This is a genomic window from Bacteroides sp. An279 (genome assembly GCF_002159615.1).
Classification (GTDB): domain Bacteria; phylum Bacteroidota; class Bacteroidia; order Bacteroidales; family Bacteroidaceae; genus Phocaeicola; species Phocaeicola intestinalis.
On sequence record NZ_NFJA01000009.1, the window covers coordinates 16,905 to 35,554 of the forward strand.

Consider the following 18,650-nt stretch of genomic DNA (forward strand, 5'->3'; position numbering starts at 1 on the left):
ATTATGAAAAAGAGTTTCATCACCCTGTTATTATGCTTGTGTTGCAGCTTCGTGATAAAGGCACAAACCAATTCGCCACACGTAGAGCGTCCCCGATTAGTAATCGGCATTGTAGTCGACCAGATGCGTTGGGATTACCTCTACCGTTTCTATCCGCGTTTCGGAGAAGGAGGCTTCCGGCGCCTGATGAACGAAGGCTTCAGTTGCGACAACACTCATCTCAACTACATACCCACCGTGACCGCCATCGGGCACTCGTCTATCTATACCGGTTCCGTACCCTCTATCCATGGCATTGCAGGAAACAATTTCTACAAGAATGATACACTGGTATATTGTACCGACGATCCTACCGTAACAGGTGTGGGAAGCAACAGTCCTGCCGGCAAAATGTCACCACGCAACTTATTGGTCACCACTATCGGCGATGAACTGAAACTTGCTACCAACTTCCGTTCGCGCGTCATCGGCGTAGCCTTGAAAGACCGCGCTTCGATTCTTCCTGCCGGACATACACCCGATGCAGCCTATTGGTTCGATGACGAGACCGGACACTTCATCACCAGCACTTATTACCGGAAATCACTTCCCCAATGGCTGAACGACTTCAATCAACGTGACCTTGCCCGACAATATCTCTTGCAAGACTGGGACACCCTCTACCCCATGGAGACCTACACTGCAAGCACAGCCGACAGCACTGCTTACGAATTACCCCTTGCCGACACTCCTATACTACCCGTGCCCACCTCACACCTGTTCGAACAGAAAGGCTACAGCGTCATCCGCACCACTCCTTATGGCAACTCGCTCACGCTGGAACTAGCCAAGGCTGTACTGAAAGGTGAACAACTGGGTCAAGGTCCCGAAACTGATATGCTCACCGTCAGTCTTTCGTCAACCGACTACGTAGGACACCAGTTCGGAACTTATGCCATCGAAACAGAAGATACTTATCTCCGTCTTGACCGTGACCTTGCCGACTTTTTCCGTACGCTGGACGAGACGATAGGTAAGAATAACTACCTTCTCTTCCTTACTGCCGACCATGCAGCCGCCCACAATTTCCGCCTGATGCAAGACTGTGGAATTCCTGCCGGGGGCTGGTATGCGGGCACTGTCAAAGATTCGCTCAATGCTGTGCTTGACAAACAGTTCGGCTCTGGCCATCCACTGGTGAAAGACATCCTTAACTATCAAGTATTCTTCGACCATGCATACATCCGCCAAGCAAACATTGATTTACGCGCCGCAAAAGCTTGCGCCATTGATTTCCTGAAAAGTTACCCACAATTTGCCTACGTGGCAGACATGGAAGACCTGAGTAACGCCACCCTACCTGCCGATGTGCGCGAACGTGCCATCAATGGTTACAACCGACTGCGCAGCGGCGACATTCAGCTCATCATGCAACCCGGCTGGTACAACATTGACCGACCTGATAAAACAGGTGGTACCGACCACGGCGTATGGAATCCTTATGATGCACATATCCCGCTGTTTTTCATGGGTTGGCACATCGAATCGGGTAATACTTTCCACCCTGTACACATGACTGACATTGCCGCCACCGTCTGTGCCCTGCTTCGCATACAGATGCCCAACGGCTGTATCGGAACACCTGTAGAAACAGTAGTGGAATAAAACAACCAGCATCCTTTAACCTGTTTAAATTTTGCTCAGCCCCTTAACTTCATAGCGCATCAATGAAACACAAGACGGACACAGAATTTACATAAACACCTTATATAATAAAAGGTATCGAGAAAAATCTGTGTCCGTCTGTATGTTATCTCCAAACCCGTTTACCTGAAAGCTTTTTCCGCCTCACGCCTCAAAGCACGCCAGCCGGGCATCTGTTTCAGTTCGCGACGGATAGGAGCATCGTAAAGCAAGAAGAGAAGGAACAGCAGAAGGCAGGCGTAAATCACCCAGCCATAGATTTGCTTGATGCTCACTTCCATCATCCGTTCGATGAACCCCGGCATATATCCGCCTAAATCGAAAGGCGAGGAGCTGACTGCTACGTTATCAATAGCAGTGCCGTAACGCGCCAGATTATCCGCCATGTAGTAAGACAGACCTTCGGTATAGACGGCTGCCCCCAGTACACCGCCTACCACCATGTGCAGCATATTGAACACACTCAACGCCTGGAAGAAGTGCTGAAACGTCATAATTTCTTCCAGACAGACCATAAACGTAGCACTCAGTACGGCATAGGCGAATCCACGGCACGCTACAGGCAGATAAAGCTGAGAAATATGAATTTCTGACGAAAGCGTGAAATAAAAGCCTACAAGATAACACGCCAGCACAGCTATGCCTACCGCCAGAAGGCGCAAATAACTGAACCGTCTTACGTGCATCCACCAGTAAGCGAAAAGACAGCCTGCCACCACACCCGCCAGCACCAGCCAGTCGAGCCGGACGCTGACCAACGCCTCATAATGCATCACGCTCTCGTAGAACACTTCTTCCAGCGAACGTTCGGCGGCAAGGTACATTTCGACCAGCATAATGAGCAGCAAGATGGGGAAAAGATGCCTGTATGTCCACATCTTCGGTTCGAGGAAAGGATGGCGCACATGAAGCATCCGTCCGACACACACCGCCAGCGTGGACACAATCATCACTGCCAGCACGCGAATAACAGGACTGTTCCACCAGTCGTAAAACTCTCCGTAACAGAAGAAATAAGCCACTTCCAGCAAGAGCAGCGCCCACAACAAGGCTCCCAGCCAGTCGATGCCGAAAAGCGGGAACTTCTTGACGATGCGGAAATGCCGTGTACAAAGGGTGATTATCAACAAGTCAACCATCATCACCCCCGCCATGAACCAATGCATGTACGACCAATGATAGTAATGCATCAGATAAGTGGCAAGAAGGTCGGACACCTGCATGCTCCCTAATATAATAATGTGCAGCATGGGGAAGAACACCGTGAAATCACGCTTTGGCGTCATCCAAAGCTGGATGGTGGACATACATTCGAAAGTACCCTGTATCTTGCAGATGCCCTCCACGAAACAGATTACCCAAAGCAAGGGCAGGAACGTAACGTGTGGTGCAGCCAAGTTGCACACCAACACACCCGTAGCAGATACCGCCAGCAACGTCTTGTTGGTGAAACGGAACTTCATCCGGAACAGCAGAGGGAAATAAATCGCCATTCCCGCCAGGTTGGCATAAAGACACATTAGCAAGTCCTCGCGCATCAGGGTGGTTTCACCCATCATCTCTGCCAGCGTACCCAGATAAAGCCCTCCCGAAAGCTGGAACGTGACTGCCATAAAGACATAAAGCCAGGGCTGCATGAGACGGGGCACAAAGCCGCGGACCATCGGCATCGTGAACGGTCCGTTAAGTACAGGCGCTCCCATCTCAACGCTTCACTTTACATTCCACATTCAGCCCAGCACGCAGAAGACTCAGCTTCTCCACATCGTTACCTTTCAGGCTGATACGGACAGGCACGCGCTGTTCCACCTTTACAAAGTTGCCTGTAGCATTGTCTTGTGGGATGAGCGAGAAGGCGGCTCCCGTGGCATCCGAGATAGATTCCACCGTGCCGGTATAGGTCACACCCGGAACGGCATCGGCGGTAAGCATCACTTCCGAACCTACATGAATGTGCGGAAGTTGGGTCTCACGGTAGTTGGCAATGACCCACAAGTCCTGCCCGTCTACGATATCCACCATTGTTTGTCCGGGCTGCACCAGCTGCCCTTCATGAATATCCTTGCGCCCCGTCACGCCGTCGCAAGTGGCGACAATCACGGTGTACGACAGGTTCAGCTTTGCCAAATCCACGGCTGCTTCCGCCAGCCGGATGCCCGCTTCGTTCTGCTCCAGCCGGTGCGTCTGCTCATCACGGGTGAGGGCGGTCGATTGCTTGGCACGCAAGAGCTGTTCATAACGTGCCTTAATAGCTTCGTATGCCGTGTGCACTTGGTCGTATTGTTGAGGTGTCACGGCATCTTGCTTCAGAAGTTTCTCGTAGCGGTGCCATTCACGCTCGGCGTTCTGCATCTGCACCCGCACTTCTTCGATGCCCGCATCGCTTACACGCAGGTTGTTTTGTGTAGTAGCGATACCGGTCGATGTGGCACGGCGTCCCGAAAGGGCGTTGGCAAGGTCAGCTTCTGCCTGAGCAAGGCGCAGGCGGAATTCGGTGTCTTCTATCACGAGCAAGGTGTCTCCCTTGCGCACCGGCTGGTATTCTTCGAAACAAATCTTCTTGATAAAACCCTGCACACGGGTATTGACGGGCGTAATATGTTGGCGCACCTGCGCATTATCGGTATATTCCACGCCCAAATGAATGAAGCGCGAGCAAACGTAAACCAGTCCCACGGCAAGCAGGGCAATCACTACGGTATTATAAATCTGTTTTTTAGTTTTTCTTGTAAGCATAAGTCTATTGAGTTTGGTAGTTAAGAAGTTAAGAAATTAAGGAGTTAAGAAATTAAGGAGTTAAGGAGTTAAGAAGTTAAGGAGTAAAAACTATTGGCTTAACTTCTAACGAAGCGAAGCGGAGTGATAACTCCTCTAACTCTTTTAACTCCTTAAAATTACAACGTATGTGTCACATATCTCATCTGATAATAATGGTAAACCAAGTCGATGCGGGCGTTCACCAGTGCAAGATCGGCGCTCAGTTTGGTGTTGCCGGCATCCAACATGTCGGTCAGCAGAGCAAGCTCGTTGCGATAACGGTTGCTGGTCACGCTGTAGTTCTCATTAGCAAGCTGCACGTTCTTCTCCTGAGTCCGCAGTTCGGTAAAAGCAGTCAGCAGAGAAGTATAGCTTGCCTGCACGGCATTTTCCACCTGCTCTTGTGCCAGCCCGTGTGTCTCTTGCGCCCGGCGCACGTTCAGCCGTGCCTGCTTCAGCTTGCGGGTATTCTTGAAGAGCGACGAGAAGTTGTAGCTCACACTTACGCCCACGTACCAGTAGTTGAAGTTGTTGTCCAAAACGGGTACTTCGATAGTGATAGGTCCATCCAGATGTTCGGCGGCAAAGAGCGACACCTTAGGCAAGCGTTCCGAGCGTTCGCGTTTCACCAGTTGCTTGCTCGTCTCGATGCCCGTCGCCGCCTGCCGCAAGTCGATGTTGGTCTGTGTGGCAAGCTCCTGCCAGTCATTTTCGCTTAGTGTCTGCACTTCGGTGGCAAGCAGGGTTGTGTCAGGCACGACGACCGTCTCTTCGGGCAAGTGCAGGATAGTCACCAACCGGTGGTTTACTATCTTGCACGCATCGTTCACCTTCGCCAATTGCAGTTTCAGATTTTCTTTCTGAAACTCATAGCGGGTGATGTCGTTTTGCAAAGCGGTGCCCTGCTCGCGCCGTGCCTGCATGTCGGCTATCACCTGCAGGGCGAGGGCGAGGTTTTTTTCCAGCACCTGCGCCTGGTTGTTCAGCTTGTACAAGTCGAGGTAATATCCCACGAGCTGGAAGCGGACATCCTGCCTGTTCTTCTCCCAGTCCAGTTCCGCCTTTTGCTTATCAAGCCTTGCCAGCTCGATACCGCTGTTCACCGCCCCTCCGGCATAGATAACCTGTTGGGCTTCGAGGGCGAAATTGTTCCCCCAGTGGGGCATGTCAATGTGGGTGGCATTGCCAAAATCGCGGTTCCACAGCTTCCCGTCGCCCCAATAGCTGCCCGAAAGCGAGGCGCTGATGTCAGGCAGACGTTGCGCTTTTGCCGCCTTCAGCGCTTCGGCGGCAGCTTCTTTTCCTGTCGCATACGCCTGTATGCTTGTACTGTTCGCATCGGCAAGGCGGAACAGTTCATCGATGCCCATCACTCGCGGTTGGGCACAAAGATGCAGGCTGCATAGTGCCACCAAGCAAGGCACTATGAGCCTAAAGTTTTTGCTCATAATGTAACTGATTTAAGAAGCTGTTTTGAATTTCTCCAAAAAGTTTTTCTTGGCTTGATGTATCTGTTTTCGTGTGTGCTTTGGGCGATTTTTTGGTCCTTTTCGCTCCTGTTCTTCGTCAGATAGCCCGCTATCTTCCTCATCACAGAAGCGAAAATGCCTCAAAAACTCATCTCAAATCATCGCACGATAAATTCAAAACAGCTTCTAAAAATGGTTGAATGAAAAAATAGAAATCCCCGTTGTCGTATACCGAAGCCGGCCATCAAATCAAAGCCGCCACGCCCCATGCGTGGAAATCATGAATTTTGTTACTAAAACGGACGATGTAAGTTTTCTTCTGTGTCATATTCGTAGGGCGGACTCTTTCTAAATCCGGCGCGAAGTTAGAAAAACAATCCGCAAGTTGTAACCTTACAAGCGCTGCATTTTGCATTTCTTTAACAAAAAAGCTACATATATCACACAAGCGAATATACATCAAAAACTCATTCCAAATCAGCACACGATAAATTCAAAACAGTTCACCATGTTTCTTTCCAGATTTCAAAAGAAAACACAAAAACACCGCTTAAAAAAGAGCCGTACTGAAAACAGAGGTTGTCATCCCTTAATTCTTGTTATAAAACATTTTATTTTAGTCAAAACATTTGCATATTCCCCAGAAGTCCGTACCTTTGCAACGTGTTTTTCATAGTATTAGATTTAAGGTTAACAAAGGTTGGAGTACAGCGGTACTCCTTTTTTTATGTCCATACGTTTGGACATTACGCTTTTGCCTATGGTTTCATGCCTGTTACAGCCCTAAAGAGTTTGCAGGAATGGTATTCATAGCTTTCAACGCATATAGGTCTATCCGCTGTAAGATTAATAATCTTCAGGCTGCAAGATTATTAATCTTACAAGCGGAAGATTATTAATCTTACACCAGACGAAGTTATCTGCGCTGAGAAAAGAAGATAATAACAACCTTTTAAATAATCTGAATACTACCCATTTATTTAAACCTTACCGCTACTCCTATCAGATGGTTGACCGGCTCCCCGTTAAGGCTGGCAGGGATGAAGTAAGGCAGGTTGCGGACCACCTCGCAAGCAATGGAATCCATTTGGCGGTATGAACGGGCATCAGGCGCAAATACCTTTGCCGACCTTGCGAGGGTGACGTGACAAGGTAATCCCATTTTATTGACCACAAAAGAGACCACAGAGATGCCTTCGCCGATGTGGATGTCCTTCACGGCTTCCTGTATGTAGTGTTCCAAGCCCGTATTATATTCCGAGCCGTAAGGCTTAGGAATGGAAAACTCCGGCCCGCTGTCCGCATATCTGTAGACCGTATCTCCTTCTATCATGTCATAAACCGGCTTTCCGGTCTCACGCTCCAAGGTTATCGGTTCTTTGTCCGGTTCCTTTACCTGTATCGTATCGGTTTCAGCCGCAAGCGGAGTTCCTGTCTTCTGCTGTCCTCCGCAGGCTCCTAAGGCAAGCAATAAGAAACATATCATCGGTTTCATACGCACATAAGGTTTTGGTCTCTGCAAATTTAGGGAAAAGAAGGGAAAAGCGCAACCGCAAGATTCTTCATTCTTCGTTCTTCATTCTTCATTTAAATTCGCTATCTTTGCAAAAGTTATTTAGTATCAAAGAAAAAACATACGCTATATGGAAAAGAAATTCAAACGGACTACAGTCACCTCGGCACTGCCTTACGCCAACGGACCTGTCCACATCGGACACCTGGCGGGCGTATATGTGCCTGCCGACATCTACGTGCGCTACCTGCGCCTGAAGAAAGAAGAGGTATTATTTATCGGAGGCTCGGACGAGCACGGCGTGCCCATCACCATCCGCGCCAAGAAGGAAGGATGCACGCCGCAGGACATCGTGGACCGCTATCACACGCTCATCCGCGACTCGTTCAAGGAGTTCGGCATCTCGTTCGATGTGTACGGGCGTACCACTTCGAAGGTGCACCACGACACGGCATCGGCATTCTTCCGTACCCTTTACGACAAAGGCGAGTTCGTAGAAAAGACCTCAATGCAATACTACGACGAGGAAGCAAAGACTTTCCTTGCCGACCGCTACATCACGGGCGAATGTCCGCGTTGCCACGCCGAGGGCGCTTACGGCGACCAGTGCGAGAAGTGCGGTTCCACGCTCTCACCTACCGAACTTATCAACCCGAAGAGTGCCATCAGTGGAAGCCAGCCGGTAATGAAGGAAACCAAGCACTGGTACCTGCCGCTCGACAAGCACGAGGCATGGCTGCGCCAGTGGATTCTGGAAGACCACAAGGAATGGCGCCCCAACGTGTACGGCCAGTGCAAGTCGTGGCTCGACATGGGACTTCAGCCGCGTGCCGTAAGCCGTGACCTCGACTGGGGTATCCCCGTTCCGGTAGAGGGAGCCGAAGGCAAGGTGCTCTACGTATGGTTTGACGCACCTATCGGTTACATCTCGAACACCAAGGAATTGCTGCCCGACTCGTGGGAGAAATGGTGGAAAGACCCCGAAACACGCCTCGTACACTTTATCGGCAAGGACAACATCGTGTTCCACTGCATCGTGTTCCCCGCCATGCTGAAGGCGGAAGGCAGCTATATCCTGCCCGACAACGTGCCGGCAAACGAGTTCCTGAACCTGGAAGGAGATAAGATTTCTACCTCACGCAACTGGGCGGTATGGCTCCACGAATACCTGCAGGACTTCCCCGGCAAACAGGACGTATTGCGCTACGTGCTCACCGCCAACGCTCCGGAAACGAAGGACAACGACTTTACATGGAAAGACTTCCAGGCACGTAATAATAATGAACTGGTAGCCGTATACGGAAACTTCGTGAACCGTGCCCTCGTGCTGACCCACAAATACTTTGAAGGCAAGGTACCCGCCTGCGGCGAACTGAACGATTACGACCGGGCAACCCTGCAGGAATTTGCAGACGTGAAGGCACAAGTAGAGAAACTGCTTGACGTATTCAAGTTCCGCGATGCACAGAAGGAGGCAATGAACCTTGCCCGCATCGGCAACAAATACCTTGCCGACACCGAACCGTGGAAGCTGGCAAAGACGGATATGGACCGCGTGGCAACTATCCTCAACATCGCCCTGCAACTGGTAGCAAACCTTTCTATCGCCTTCGAACCGTTCTTGCCTTTCAGCTCCGAAAAGCTCCGCAAGATGCTGAACATGGAAACCTTCAGCTGGGAACAACTGGGACGCACCGACCTGCTGGAAGCCGGACACGCCCTGAACAAGGCGGAACTGCTCTTCGAAAAGATAGAAGACGACGTCATCCAGGCACAAGTGGACAAGCTGCTTGCCACCAAGAAGGCAAACGAAGCTGCCGCCTACAAGGCAAACCCTGTGAAGCCGACCATCAGCATCGAGGACTTCGACAAGCTGGACATCCGCGTAGGCACGGTGCTGGAATGCGAAAACGTGCCCAAGATGAAAAAGCTCTTGAAATTCAAGATAGCCGACGGGCTGGAAAACCGCACCATCGTGAGCGGCATCGCCCAGCACTACAAGCCCGAAGAATTGGTGGGCAAGCAGGTATTGTTCATCGCCAACCTCGCCCCGCGCCAGTTCAAGAACGGCTTAGTGAGCGAAGGCATGATATTGAGTGCCGAAAACTTCGACGGTTCACTGGCGGTCACTTCGGTCTTGCGCGAAGTGAAGCCGGGTAGCGAAGTGAAGTAGCTTTTTATTTTCACCACAGATTACACAGATTAAGTAATTAAAATAAAAACACAGAGGCAATCCTAATAAATAAATCTGTGTAATCTGTGGTGAAAAAAACACCAACCCTATGCCCGAACAATCATTAAAGGAAAAGACCGCGAAAGGACTATTTTGGGGAGCCGTTAACAACGGTGCCCAGCAATTGCTCGTGCTCGTATTCGGCATCATCCTGGGGCGGATGCTCGGACCGGTGGAGTACGGCATGGTGGGGATGCTCACCGTCTTTACACTTATCGGGAACTCATTGCAGGAAAGCGGCTTCCGTGCCGCACTGGCAAACGTAAAGCACATCCGGCACGAAGACTATAACGCCGTATTCTGGTGTAGTCTCGGCATCGGCGTGTGTGCCTACCTCGTATTGTTCTTCTGCGCCCCGCTGATAGCCCGTTTCTATCATGAACCTGCCCTTATCCCGTTGGCGCGTTATTGCTTTCTTGCCATTCCCATTGCCAGCCTGGGCACGGCGCAAGGAGCTTATCTTTTCCGCAACCTGAAAGTACGCCAGCAGGCACTTTCGGGCATCATCGCCCACATCCTATCGGGATGCCTGGGCATCACGCTTGCCTACCACGGATTTTCCTACTGGGGCATCGCCACACAAAGCCTTACGTACCTGATTGTCGTGACAATATGCAGCTGGTACTTCTCGCCGTGGCGCCCTACGTTCCGGATTGATTTCCGCCCGCTGAAGCCACTCTTCGCCTTCAGCAGCAAGCTGCTCATCACCAATATTGCCAACCAGCTGAACAACAACCTGCTTTCGGTCATACTGGGAAAATACTTCAACCCACAAGCGGTGGGCAATTATAACCAAGCCAATAAATGGAACGCCACGGGGCATCAATTTATTACAGGAATGATGGGCAGCGTGGCACAACCCGTGCTGGCAAGCATCAGCGACGACCGCGAACGCTCCCTGCGCGTGTTCCGCAAGATACTCCGCTTCTGTGCCTTCCTTGCTTTTCCGGCGATGTTCGGACTCTCTATCGTGACACACGAGCTGATTCTCCTGACCGTAGGCGAAAAGTGGACAGGCAGTATCCCCTTGATGCAATTGCTCTGCATCGGAGGTGCCTTCGTTCCCCTCAACACCCTCTTCTCCAGCCTCATCATCAGCCAGGGGAAATCGGACATCTATATGGGAAATATCATCGCACAGGTCGTGCTCCAGCTCATCACCGTCTTAGTATTAATACAACTGGGCGGAAGCATCTACGCAATGGTGGTCGTGAACGTGTGCCTCAACATCGTATGGCTGTTCGTGTGGCAAGGCTTTGCCCGGCGGTTCATCGGACTAAAAGTAAAAGCCTTACTACTCGACCTGCTTCCTTTTCTTTGTTCCGCATTGCTTGCCTGCTCGGCAGGGTGGCTGAGTGCCTATATGGCAGGAGGCCCGCTCGCCGTCACTTTTCTTACGAAAGTCATTGTAGCGGCAGGGTGCTATTTCCTCGTCATGAGGATCGCTCGTGCCGAAATCATGCAAGAATGCATCGATTACCTCTTCAAGAAGAAACGGGCGTAAACCGTTTGCAAACTAACGGAACTTTGCTACATTTGCGGAAACAATCAAAATACCAACCCATTATGAAAACAGAACCTAACATCAAAGATAAAGTGGCTTATATCATCGCCGTAATCAGCGAATTTGCCACAGCCCATTCGCTTACCCCATCACAAGCCTATCGCTATTTAGACAGGTTTAAAGGCATCGACTTTGTTACTCGTTTTTATGATGTCGAACACACCTTTTCCTTTGAGGATGTGATAGCAGACCTCACTTCTTATTGCCACCGGAAAGGAGGAGCGTTAGTATGATACTTTATCACGGTTCAAATATTGACATCACGTCGGTCTTCAAATACGGCGATTCACGGCAGGACTGATAAACAAAAACCAGTTCATCGAAGAACTGAAATATATGAAAGGAGTCACCATCCAATATTTTTTCGGCACAGAAAAAGCAATCCGTTATCTGAAAAAACTCGAAACCCTATGACCAAAGAAACATTCATGATAGAAGAACTATCTAAGGAAATCGTGCTCCTCTTAATGGAAGAGCACGGAATGGATTTGAAAGAAGCCCTCCGCACACTCTATACTTCGGACACCTATGCCAAGCTGACAAACCTCCGCACGGGGCTGTTTTCGCAAAGCACCGCATACGTGTACGAATACCTTGAGCACGAACTGGCAACAGGGAAAATGGCATAAAAACAATCTGCGTTTCAAATTACTCCATGTCCACCCTCTACGTCATCAGCCCCCCGCTTGAAATCTTCGAAGGCTTGAAGCCCGAAGTAAGGCAACGCATCGTGCCCCTGCCCGATTTCCTGCGCTATCCCTCCGGACGGTTCAAAGGAATCACCCGAAGCCTGCTTGCCGGACGCATCCCCTTGCCCAAGCGAATCTTATATTATTGGTTCCCGAAGAAATACTTCGACCGGATTATCCATGCCGAGGCAGGCGATGCCATCTTGATTTACGAAGCGTGCAACGTGCGGGTGCTTCGCGCCATCCGCCCTTACCTGCCCGAGGGAGTGCCCTGCTACATTTACTATTGCAACCCTGTCGGCACCACCTTCCGCCGTCCTGCCGAAGAACTGCAAGCCATCCGCGCCCTCGGATACCGCCTGACGAGCTTCGACCCCTGCGAAGCGGAACGCTACGGAATGGCATGTACAGGACAATACTTCCGTTATCCCGAACACCAGCCCGACAACATCGACTCCGATTGCTTCTTCTGCGGCCTGCCCAAAGACCGCGCTGGCACGCTGCAACGCCTCCGCACACGCCTTGAAGCCGAAGGCCTCACGTGCGATTTCGTTATCCCCCGCACGCCGGCGGAGAAGCTCACCTATCCCCAGTACCTCGATCGCCTTGCCCGCACGCGCTGCGTTATTGACATCAGCCAGAAGGGACAGACCGGCCTGACGCGCCGCCCCCTCGAAGCCCTCTTCTACGGCAAAAAGCTCTTGACCGATAATCCGGAGATAGCACGCTATGACTTCTACCGTCCGCAAAACGTCTTTATCCTTGGCAAGGACCCGGAAGAACAGCTCCGCGCCTTCATCGAAAGCCCCCTTGCCGAAGTGCCCGAAACCGTCCGCGCCGCCTACGACGTAAACGAGTGGATAAGGCATTACCTGCCGTGATTTTTACAATCATAAAAAAGAATACCGCAAACATCCCATGTAGAGGCATATTGCATACGTCCGAATGTGCCAACTTATCCACACGGATGTTTTCGGGACACGGTTTTTGGGGACCGGAAGACACTTTCCTCTGCTTCGAAGGTGGATTATCGGAAAATAAAACTAACTTTGGACGTGAATTTAAGACAACTCAATTATGACCGATTACATAGCTACTTGGTTCTACCGCGAATCGGCGGACGAGGCGAGCTTCTACCCGCAGATGGGGCAGAAGGGCGACTCAGCACTGGTGCACTCGGTGTATATGCAGATACAGGTGCCTTTCTTCCGCACCTTCCGGCACTATAACCCTGCGGCACGGCTGCTGTTCTTCACGAATCTGAAGCGTGAAGGATTGCCCCGTTTCCTGCTGGAATTGTTCGATGAATTAAGCGTGGAGACCGTCACACTTCCTTATACACGGCGTCCGCCGAAGGGATGGTACGAAGCATGGCAGAACCAATTCTATCTATACGATATTCTTAGCGGGATGGACGGACGGATGCAGGCGGATGATACGTTGCTGGTGTGCGATGCTGATTGTTTGTGCCGTATGCCGCTTGACCCACTTTTCGATGAAATCCGCAACAATGGGAGTGCACTCTATGAGTTTATCACCGACCGTTCCGCTACTATTAACGGCATCACCCTGCCGCAGATGGAAGCGTTCTACGAAGCCTGCTACAGCAAACCTCCCCGTTTGCCACTTGCTTACTACGGAGGGGAATTCATCGGGCTGAGAGGCGACAACGTACGCCGTATCAATGAGGCATATCCTGAACTTTGGGCGTTCAACCTTGCCCGAGCCGGCCTCCAAGCTCCCAAACTGAACGAAGAAGCGCATGTGCTCAGCATGTTTGCCGAACGGCTGGACTTACGCAATGCCATAGCAAACCGTTATGTAAAGCGGATGTGGACTTCTCCGCAATTCAACAACGTCCGTCCCGGAGACGAGCATCTTGCCGTATGGCATCTGCCTTACGAGAAAAAGCGGGGGCTGTACCGCCTATTCCGACTCCTCGAAAAGCAAAAAGGACTGGGCGATGAGACCCGCTTTTGGGAAAAGGCAAAAGCGTGGACGGGCGTGCCTGCCGTGAGCCTCGTCAAGCGTCTGCGCGACCGGTGGACAACCTTGCGGATGCGATTCGATTGATTTACGATTTTACTATTTACGATTTACTATTTATGCGAATCAGAAGTTAAACGTAGTTATGTTTCACAGGAGTTATCACTTCGTTCAGGAGTTAAAAGCCAATAGCTTTACTTCTGAAAGCGGTGCAAAAGGTATTGGCTTCTAACTCCCAGCCGCATTGGCGGGCGATAACTACCTATAACTCCCTTTTAACTCCTGATTGGCATTATTTACAATGCCGCATGGAGAAATAGTAAATCGTAAATTGTAAAATATAAAAATAAAACCATGAAAATACTGACTATCATTGTATCTTATAACTTCACCCGATGGATAAAACCTTGTCTGGAGAGCCTGTCCCACTCGGATTATCCCACCGATGTGCTGGTTATCGACAACGGGTCGCAAGACGATACCGTGCCAACCATCCGGGACGCTTACCCGCATGTGCGCCTCATCGCCAACGGAGAGAACTTAGGTTTCGGACAGGCGAACAACATCGGCATGCGCCTTGCGCTGGAAGAAGGCTATGATGCCGTATTCCTGCTGAACCAAGACGCATGGATGGCACCGGACAGCATCGGATTCCTGGCTGCCCAGGCAGAGAAACACCCCGAATACGGCATCCTCTCGCCTGTACACTTGAACGGAACGGGCAACCGGCTGGACCATGGATTCGCCAGCTATGTGCATCAGACCGACCCTGCACGCATTCCGCACGACCAGGACGTGATAGAAGCCCCTTTCATCAACGCGGCATTCTGGTTCATCCCCGTCCGCACGCTGAAAAGGCTGGGCGGATTTTCGCCCCTCTTCTACCATTATGGCGAAGACAAGGACTACGTGAACCGCCTGCACCGCCACGGATTGAAAGTGGGCTACGTACCTACGGCATTCGGTTGCCATGACCGCCAGTCGCGCCCCGTTACGCGTGAGGTGTTTTTCCGCACCGAGTACGTGTATCTGCTCTCCGAATACACCAACCTGAACCGCACTTTCGGAAACGCTTTCGCCTATAGCGTCCTTGCCTGCGTGAAGAAAAGCCTGCTCGCCTTCATGCATCATAAGTGGAAAGACGGATGCACCTATCTGCATCTCGCCTTGAAGCTAAGTGGAAAGACGCACGAAGTTATATGCATCCGCCGGCGAACCCGCATGGAAGCGCCGCACTTCTTACTTGAATGAAACAACCCGCTATTAATTATTAACTATTAATTATTCATTAAAGCATGTACGCTCCGATTCTCCTTTTCGTCTACAACCGCCCCGAACATACACACCGGGTTATCGAATCTTTGCAAACCAATGCTGAGGCAATAGAGAGCCGCCTCTTTATCTATGCCGACCAAGCCCGAAACGAGGCAGACCGTCCGAATGTGGACGAAGTGCGCCGGTACATCCGGAGCATCGGAGGCTTTAAACAGGTTACACTTATCGAACGCTCCGAGAACTGGGGTCTTGCCCGCAACATCATCGATGGCGTAAGCACGCAGGTCAATGCCTACGGGCGTGTGATTGTGCTGGAAGACGACCTGGTGGTGTCGCCCTACTTCCTGCGCTTTATGAACGATGCGCTGGAAACGTACAAGGACGAAGAGCGGGTAGGACATATCCAGGCGTGCGACTTCACGAAAGACCCTTCGCTGCCCGACACCTTCCTTATCAAGTGGACCGGAAGCTGGGGCTGGGCAACGTGGGCACGTGCCTGGCGGCATTTCAATCCCGACGGGAAAGCCTTGCTCGCCCAGCTGGAAGAACGCCGCCTGACCCACACCTTTGATTTCAACGGGAATTATCCCTTCACCCGCATGCTGCGCCGCCAGATAGCCGGCAAGAACAATTCGTGGGCAATACGCTGGAACGCCAGCCTGTTCCTCGCCGGTATCCTTTCGCTGAACGTGGGCAAATCGCTGGTGCAGAACACCGGATTCGACGGCACGGGCACGAATTGCGGAGGCGGAGGCCTCTATGCTTCCGACCTGTGGATGCATCCGCTCCCCGTCGTCCCTATTTCCCCCATCGCGGAGAACCAAGAAGCCCGCCGTGCCTTCGCCCGCTATTATCACCGCACCAACGGCTTTTGGGCGAAAGCCATCCGGCGCATCAAGCGGACGTTGCGGGGAGACTTCGGAGCTTAGTTCTCACCACAGATTACACAAAAGGCGTTACAATTGTTACAATTACAATTATTTTTTAGCGATTTCAATGGGAGGAGAAAAAGTGAACATAAAATTTATATTATATATTATATTATAATATATATAATAATCAATACACTCTTCCTTTTTATGCCACACACAGAAAAAGCCGTTTTCAATTAATTGTAATTGTAACAATTGTAACGCTTCTGCCTCCGTTACAATCATTACAATTACAATTAGCCTTCATGAATATCTGCCACGATTGAAGACTATCTAAATAAAAATGCCTCAAAACAAACAAGATTCCATTTATTTTCTTTACTTTGTAGGAAGAAAAAAAACTACCGACTATGGCTAAGAAGAAGAAAGAAAAAAAAGGCGGGAAACGCATGAAGAAAAAAGAACTCGCCGAACTGCTCATCAGTTATTTCCAACTGCGGGCAGGACAGGCCTTCGGGCTGAAACAATTGTTCAGGGGGTTGAAACTCACTACACACCCCTTGAAAATGCTCTGCACGGATATCCTGCAAGAAATGGCTGAGGACGGATTCCTCATCAAAACCGAAGACGGACAATATAAACTGAACGATAAAGGACAAGTGCTGACCGGTATCTTCCAGCGCAAAAGCAACGGTAAGAACTCGTTTACGCCCGATGACGGAGGAGAACCCATCTTCATCGCCGAACGCAACGCGGCACACGCCATGAACGGTGACAGGGTAAAAGTGAGCCTTTGTGCACGCCGCAAGCGCAAAGAACCCGAAGGGCAGGTCATCGAAATCCTGGAACACGCCAAGACCACCTTCGTAGGCACGCTGAAAGTGACCAAGAACTACGCTTTCCTGCTCACCGAATCGAGCACGCTGGCAAACGACATCTTCATCCCGAAGGAAAAGCTGAAAGGCGGAAAGAACGGCGACAAGGCGGTGGTGCGCATCACCGAGTGGCCCGATGAGGCGAAGAATCCTTTCGGCGAAGTAGTGGACGTGCTGGGCAAGGCAGGCGACAACAATACCGAGATGCATGCCATCCTGGCGGAATACGGGCTGCCCTATACCTATCCGGCATCGGTGGAAGCCGCGGCGGAGAAGCTCTCGGCGGAAATCACCCCCGAGGACTATGCCGAGCGTGAGGACTTCCGCACCGTGACCACCTTCACCATCGACCCCAAGGACGCGAAAGACTTCGACGACGCCCTCTCCATCCGCCCGCTGAAGCCGGGGCTGTGGGAAGTGGGCGTGCATATCGCCGACGTGTCGCACTACGTGAAGGAAGGCGGCGCCATCGACAAGGAGGCCGTGAAGCGCGCCACCTCGGTATACTTGGTCGACCGCACCATCCCGATGCTTCCCGAACGCCTGTGCAACTTCATCTGCTCGCTCCGCCCCAACGAGGAGAAGCTCGCCTACTCGGTCATCTTCACCCTCAACGACAACGCCGAAGTGAAGGATTACCGCATCCGCCACACGGTCATCAAGTCGGACCGCCGCTTCACCTACGAAGAGGCGCAAGCCATCATCGAGACCGGAACGGGCGACTATACCTACGAAATACTGGAACTGAACCGCCTCGCCCAGCAGCTCCGCGCACGGCGCATGGCAGCAGGTTCCATCGACTTCGACCGCGTGGAAGTGAAATTCGAAATCGACGAAAAAGGCAAGCCGCTGAGCGTGTACTTCAAACAATCGAAAGAAGCCAACAAGCTGATAGAGGAATTCATGCTGCTGGCAAACCGCACCGTGGCGGAACACATCGGCAAAGTGCCCAAAAACAAGAAGCCGAAAGTATTCCCCTACCGTATCCACGACCTACCCGACCCGATGAAGCTGGAAAACCTGAGCCAGTTCATCGCCCGCTTCGGCTACAAGATACGCACGGGGGGAAGCAAGACCGAAGTGTCGCGCTCGCTCAACCGCCTGCTCAGCGACGTGTCGGGCAAGAAAGAGCAGAACCTCATCGAGACGGTATCGCTCCGCGCCATGCAGAAAGCCCGCTACTCCATCCATAACATCGGGCACTACGGGCTGGCGTTCGACTATTACACCCACTTCACTTCGCCCATCCGCCGCTATCCCGACCTGATGGTGCACCGCCTTCTCACCCGCTACGAAGCCGGAGGGCGCACCGCCCAAGCCGACAAGTACGAGGAATTGTGCGACCACAGCTCTGCCATGGAACAGACCGCGGCAAGCGCCGAACGCGCCTCCGTGAAGTACAAGCAAGTAGAGTTTATGGGCGAACGTATCGGCAACGTGTACGACGGTGTCATCTCGGGCGTCACCGAATGGGGCATCTACGTGGAAATCAACGAGAACAAGTGTGAAGGCATGGTGCCGATGCGCGACCTGGGCGATGATTACTACGAGTTCGACGAGAAAAACTACTGCCTCATCGGACGCCGCCATCACCGCAAGTTCAGCCTGGGCGACCCGGTGAAAATCAAGGTGGCACGCGCCAACCTGGAGAAGAAGCAGCTCGACTTCACGCTGGCGGAATAACCCTGCCTCAACTGTATCTGATACACCGATTCACCACAGAGGACACACTGA

At 51.6% G+C, this 18,650-nt stretch carries 15 protein-coding genes and 1 pseudogene; 11 read left to right on the plus strand and 5 right to left on the minus strand.

Going from position 1 to position 18,650, the window contains the following annotated elements; all coding sequences use genetic code 11:
- Window positions 1-3 precede the first annotated feature (3 nt).
- Complete coding sequence (pafA, locus tag B5F78_RS03005; RefSeq protein WP_162608468.1) at window positions 4-1,644, plus strand: alkaline phosphatase PafA; 1,641 nt, start codon at window positions 4-6, stop codon at window positions 1,642-1,644.
- A gap of 161 nt (window positions 1,645-1,805) precedes the next feature.
- Here the strand turns inward: pafA and B5F78_RS03010 are convergent, their stop codons facing one another.
- From B5F78_RS03010 to B5F78_RS03035, 5 genes are all read right to left on the minus strand, one after another.
- Window positions 1,806-3,386 carry a hypothetical protein gene (locus tag B5F78_RS03010; protein ID WP_087207663.1) on the minus strand — a complete coding sequence of 527 codons (1,581 nt, stop codon included), beginning with the start codon at window positions 3,384-3,386 and terminating at the stop codon, window positions 1,806-1,808.
- Window position 3,387: 1 nt separating this feature from the next.
- On the minus strand, window positions 3,388-4,419 hold the full coding sequence (locus tag B5F78_RS03015) for an HlyD family secretion protein (protein ID WP_087405965.1): 1,032 nt from the start codon (window positions 4,417-4,419) through the stop codon (window positions 3,388-3,390).
- Window positions 4,420-4,577: 158 nt separating this feature from the next.
- On the minus strand, window positions 4,578-5,888 hold the full coding sequence (locus B5F78_RS03020; RefSeq protein WP_087248668.1) for a TolC family protein: 1,311 nt from the start codon (window positions 5,886-5,888) through the stop codon (window positions 4,578-4,580).
- Between the two features lie 12 nt (window positions 5,889-5,900).
- A complete protein-coding gene (locus B5F78_RS17030) occupies window positions 5,901-6,053 on the minus strand; it encodes a hypothetical protein (protein ID WP_162608469.1) in 153 nt (50 codons plus the stop codon).
- Window positions 6,054-6,885: 832 nt separating this feature from the next.
- Entirely contained in the window at window positions 6,886-7,404 is a 519-nt protein-coding gene (locus B5F78_RS03035; RefSeq protein ID WP_140400009.1) for a hypothetical protein, read from the minus strand.
- A gap of 148 nt (window positions 7,405-7,552) precedes the next feature.
- Here B5F78_RS03035 and metG point away from each other — a divergent pair, with 148 nt between their 5' ends.
- The 10 genes and pseudogenes from metG (at window position 7,553) to rnr (ending at window position 18,599) form a co-directional block, all read left to right on the plus strand.
- The gene (gene metG, locus B5F78_RS03040) at window positions 7,553-9,595 is read left to right on the plus strand and encodes a methionine--tRNA ligase (protein ID WP_087207672.1); all 2,043 of its coding nucleotides are present in this window, start codon (window positions 7,553-7,555) and stop codon (window positions 9,593-9,595) included.
- 109 nt (window positions 9,596-9,704) lie between these two features.
- Window positions 9,705-11,159, plus strand: coding sequence for a lipopolysaccharide biosynthesis protein (locus B5F78_RS03045; RefSeq protein ID WP_087405968.1), 1,455 nt, complete (start codon window positions 9,705-9,707; stop codon window positions 11,157-11,159).
- Window positions 11,160-11,221: 62 nt separating this feature from the next.
- Complete coding sequence (locus tag B5F78_RS03050) at window positions 11,222-11,452, plus strand: DUF3791 domain-containing protein (RefSeq protein WP_022039229.1); 231 nt, start codon at window positions 11,222-11,224, stop codon at window positions 11,450-11,452.
- Window positions 11,453-11,483: 31 nt separating this feature from the next.
- A pseudogene (locus B5F78_RS17745) lies at window positions 11,484-11,633 on the plus strand (DUF3990 domain-containing protein); the annotation flags it as partial.
- Window positions 11,630-11,848: a hypothetical protein gene (locus B5F78_RS03055; RefSeq protein ID WP_022039230.1), complete on the plus strand. Its 219-nt coding sequence runs from the start codon at window positions 11,630-11,632 to the stop codon at window positions 11,846-11,848. The pseudogene B5F78_RS17745 and the gene B5F78_RS03055, both read left to right, overlap by 4 nt.
- Before the next feature lie 26 nt (window positions 11,849-11,874).
- Window positions 11,875-12,789 (plus strand): hypothetical protein, encoded by a 915-nt coding sequence (locus B5F78_RS03060; protein ID WP_087405969.1) that lies wholly within the window; start codon window positions 11,875-11,877, stop codon window positions 12,787-12,789.
- A gap of 196 nt (window positions 12,790-12,985) precedes the next feature.
- Complete coding sequence (locus B5F78_RS03065; RefSeq protein ID WP_087405970.1) at window positions 12,986-13,981, plus strand: hypothetical protein; 996 nt, start codon at window positions 12,986-12,988, stop codon at window positions 13,979-13,981.
- A 267-nt stretch (window positions 13,982-14,248) separates the two neighbouring features.
- Window positions 14,249-15,145, plus strand: coding sequence for a glycosyltransferase family 2 protein (locus tag B5F78_RS03070; protein WP_087405971.1), 897 nt, complete (start codon window positions 14,249-14,251; stop codon window positions 15,143-15,145).
- A 44-nt stretch (window positions 15,146-15,189) separates the two neighbouring features.
- Window positions 15,190-16,098: a glycosyltransferase gene (locus tag B5F78_RS03075; protein ID WP_087405972.1), complete on the plus strand. Its 909-nt coding sequence runs from the start codon at window positions 15,190-15,192 to the stop codon at window positions 16,096-16,098.
- A gap of 353 nt (window positions 16,099-16,451) precedes the next feature.
- A complete protein-coding gene (gene rnr / locus B5F78_RS03080) occupies window positions 16,452-18,599 on the plus strand; it encodes a ribonuclease R (protein WP_087405973.1) in 2,148 nt (715 codons plus the stop codon).
- The last annotated feature ends 51 nt before the right edge of the window (window positions 18,600-18,650 follow it).

Coding starts and splice junctions, on each gene's coding strand:
- pafA (WP_162608468.1), top strand. CDS start 4: ATGAAAAAGAGTTTCATCACCCTGTTATTATGCTTGTGTTGCAGCTTC.
- B5F78_RS03045 (WP_087405968.1), top strand. CDS start 9,705: ATGCCCGAACAATCATTAAAGGAAAAGACCGCGAAAGGACTATTTTGG.
- B5F78_RS03020 (WP_087248668.1), bottom strand. CDS start 5,888: ATGAGCAAAAACTTTAGGCTCATAGTGCCTTGCTTGGTGGCACTATGC.
- rnr (WP_087405973.1), top strand. CDS start 16,452: ATGGCTAAGAAGAAGAAAGAAAAAAAAGGCGGGAAACGCATGAAGAAA.
- B5F78_RS03065 (WP_087405970.1), top strand. CDS start 12,986: ATGACCGATTACATAGCTACTTGGTTCTACCGCGAATCGGCGGACGAG.
- B5F78_RS03050 (WP_022039229.1), top strand. CDS start 11,222: ATGAAAACAGAACCTAACATCAAAGATAAAGTGGCTTATATCATCGCC.
- B5F78_RS03010 (WP_087207663.1), bottom strand. CDS start 3,386: ATGGGAGCGCCTGTACTTAACGGACCGTTCACGATGCCGATGGTCCGC.
- B5F78_RS03075 (WP_087405972.1), top strand. CDS start 15,190: ATGTACGCTCCGATTCTCCTTTTCGTCTACAACCGCCCCGAACATACA.
- B5F78_RS03055 (WP_022039230.1), top strand. CDS start 11,630: ATGACCAAAGAAACATTCATGATAGAAGAACTATCTAAGGAAATCGTG.
- B5F78_RS03035 (WP_140400009.1), bottom strand. CDS start 7,404: ATGAAACCGATGATATGTTTCTTATTGCTTGCCTTAGGAGCCTGCGGA.
- B5F78_RS03015 (WP_087405965.1), bottom strand. CDS start 4,419: ATGCTTACAAGAAAAACTAAAAAACAGATTTATAATACCGTAGTGATT.
- B5F78_RS03070 (WP_087405971.1), top strand. CDS start 14,249: ATGAAAATACTGACTATCATTGTATCTTATAACTTCACCCGATGGATA.
- B5F78_RS03060 (WP_087405969.1), top strand. CDS start 11,875: ATGTCCACCCTCTACGTCATCAGCCCCCCGCTTGAAATCTTCGAAGGC.
- metG (WP_087207672.1), top strand. CDS start 7,553: ATGGAAAAGAAATTCAAACGGACTACAGTCACCTCGGCACTGCCTTAC.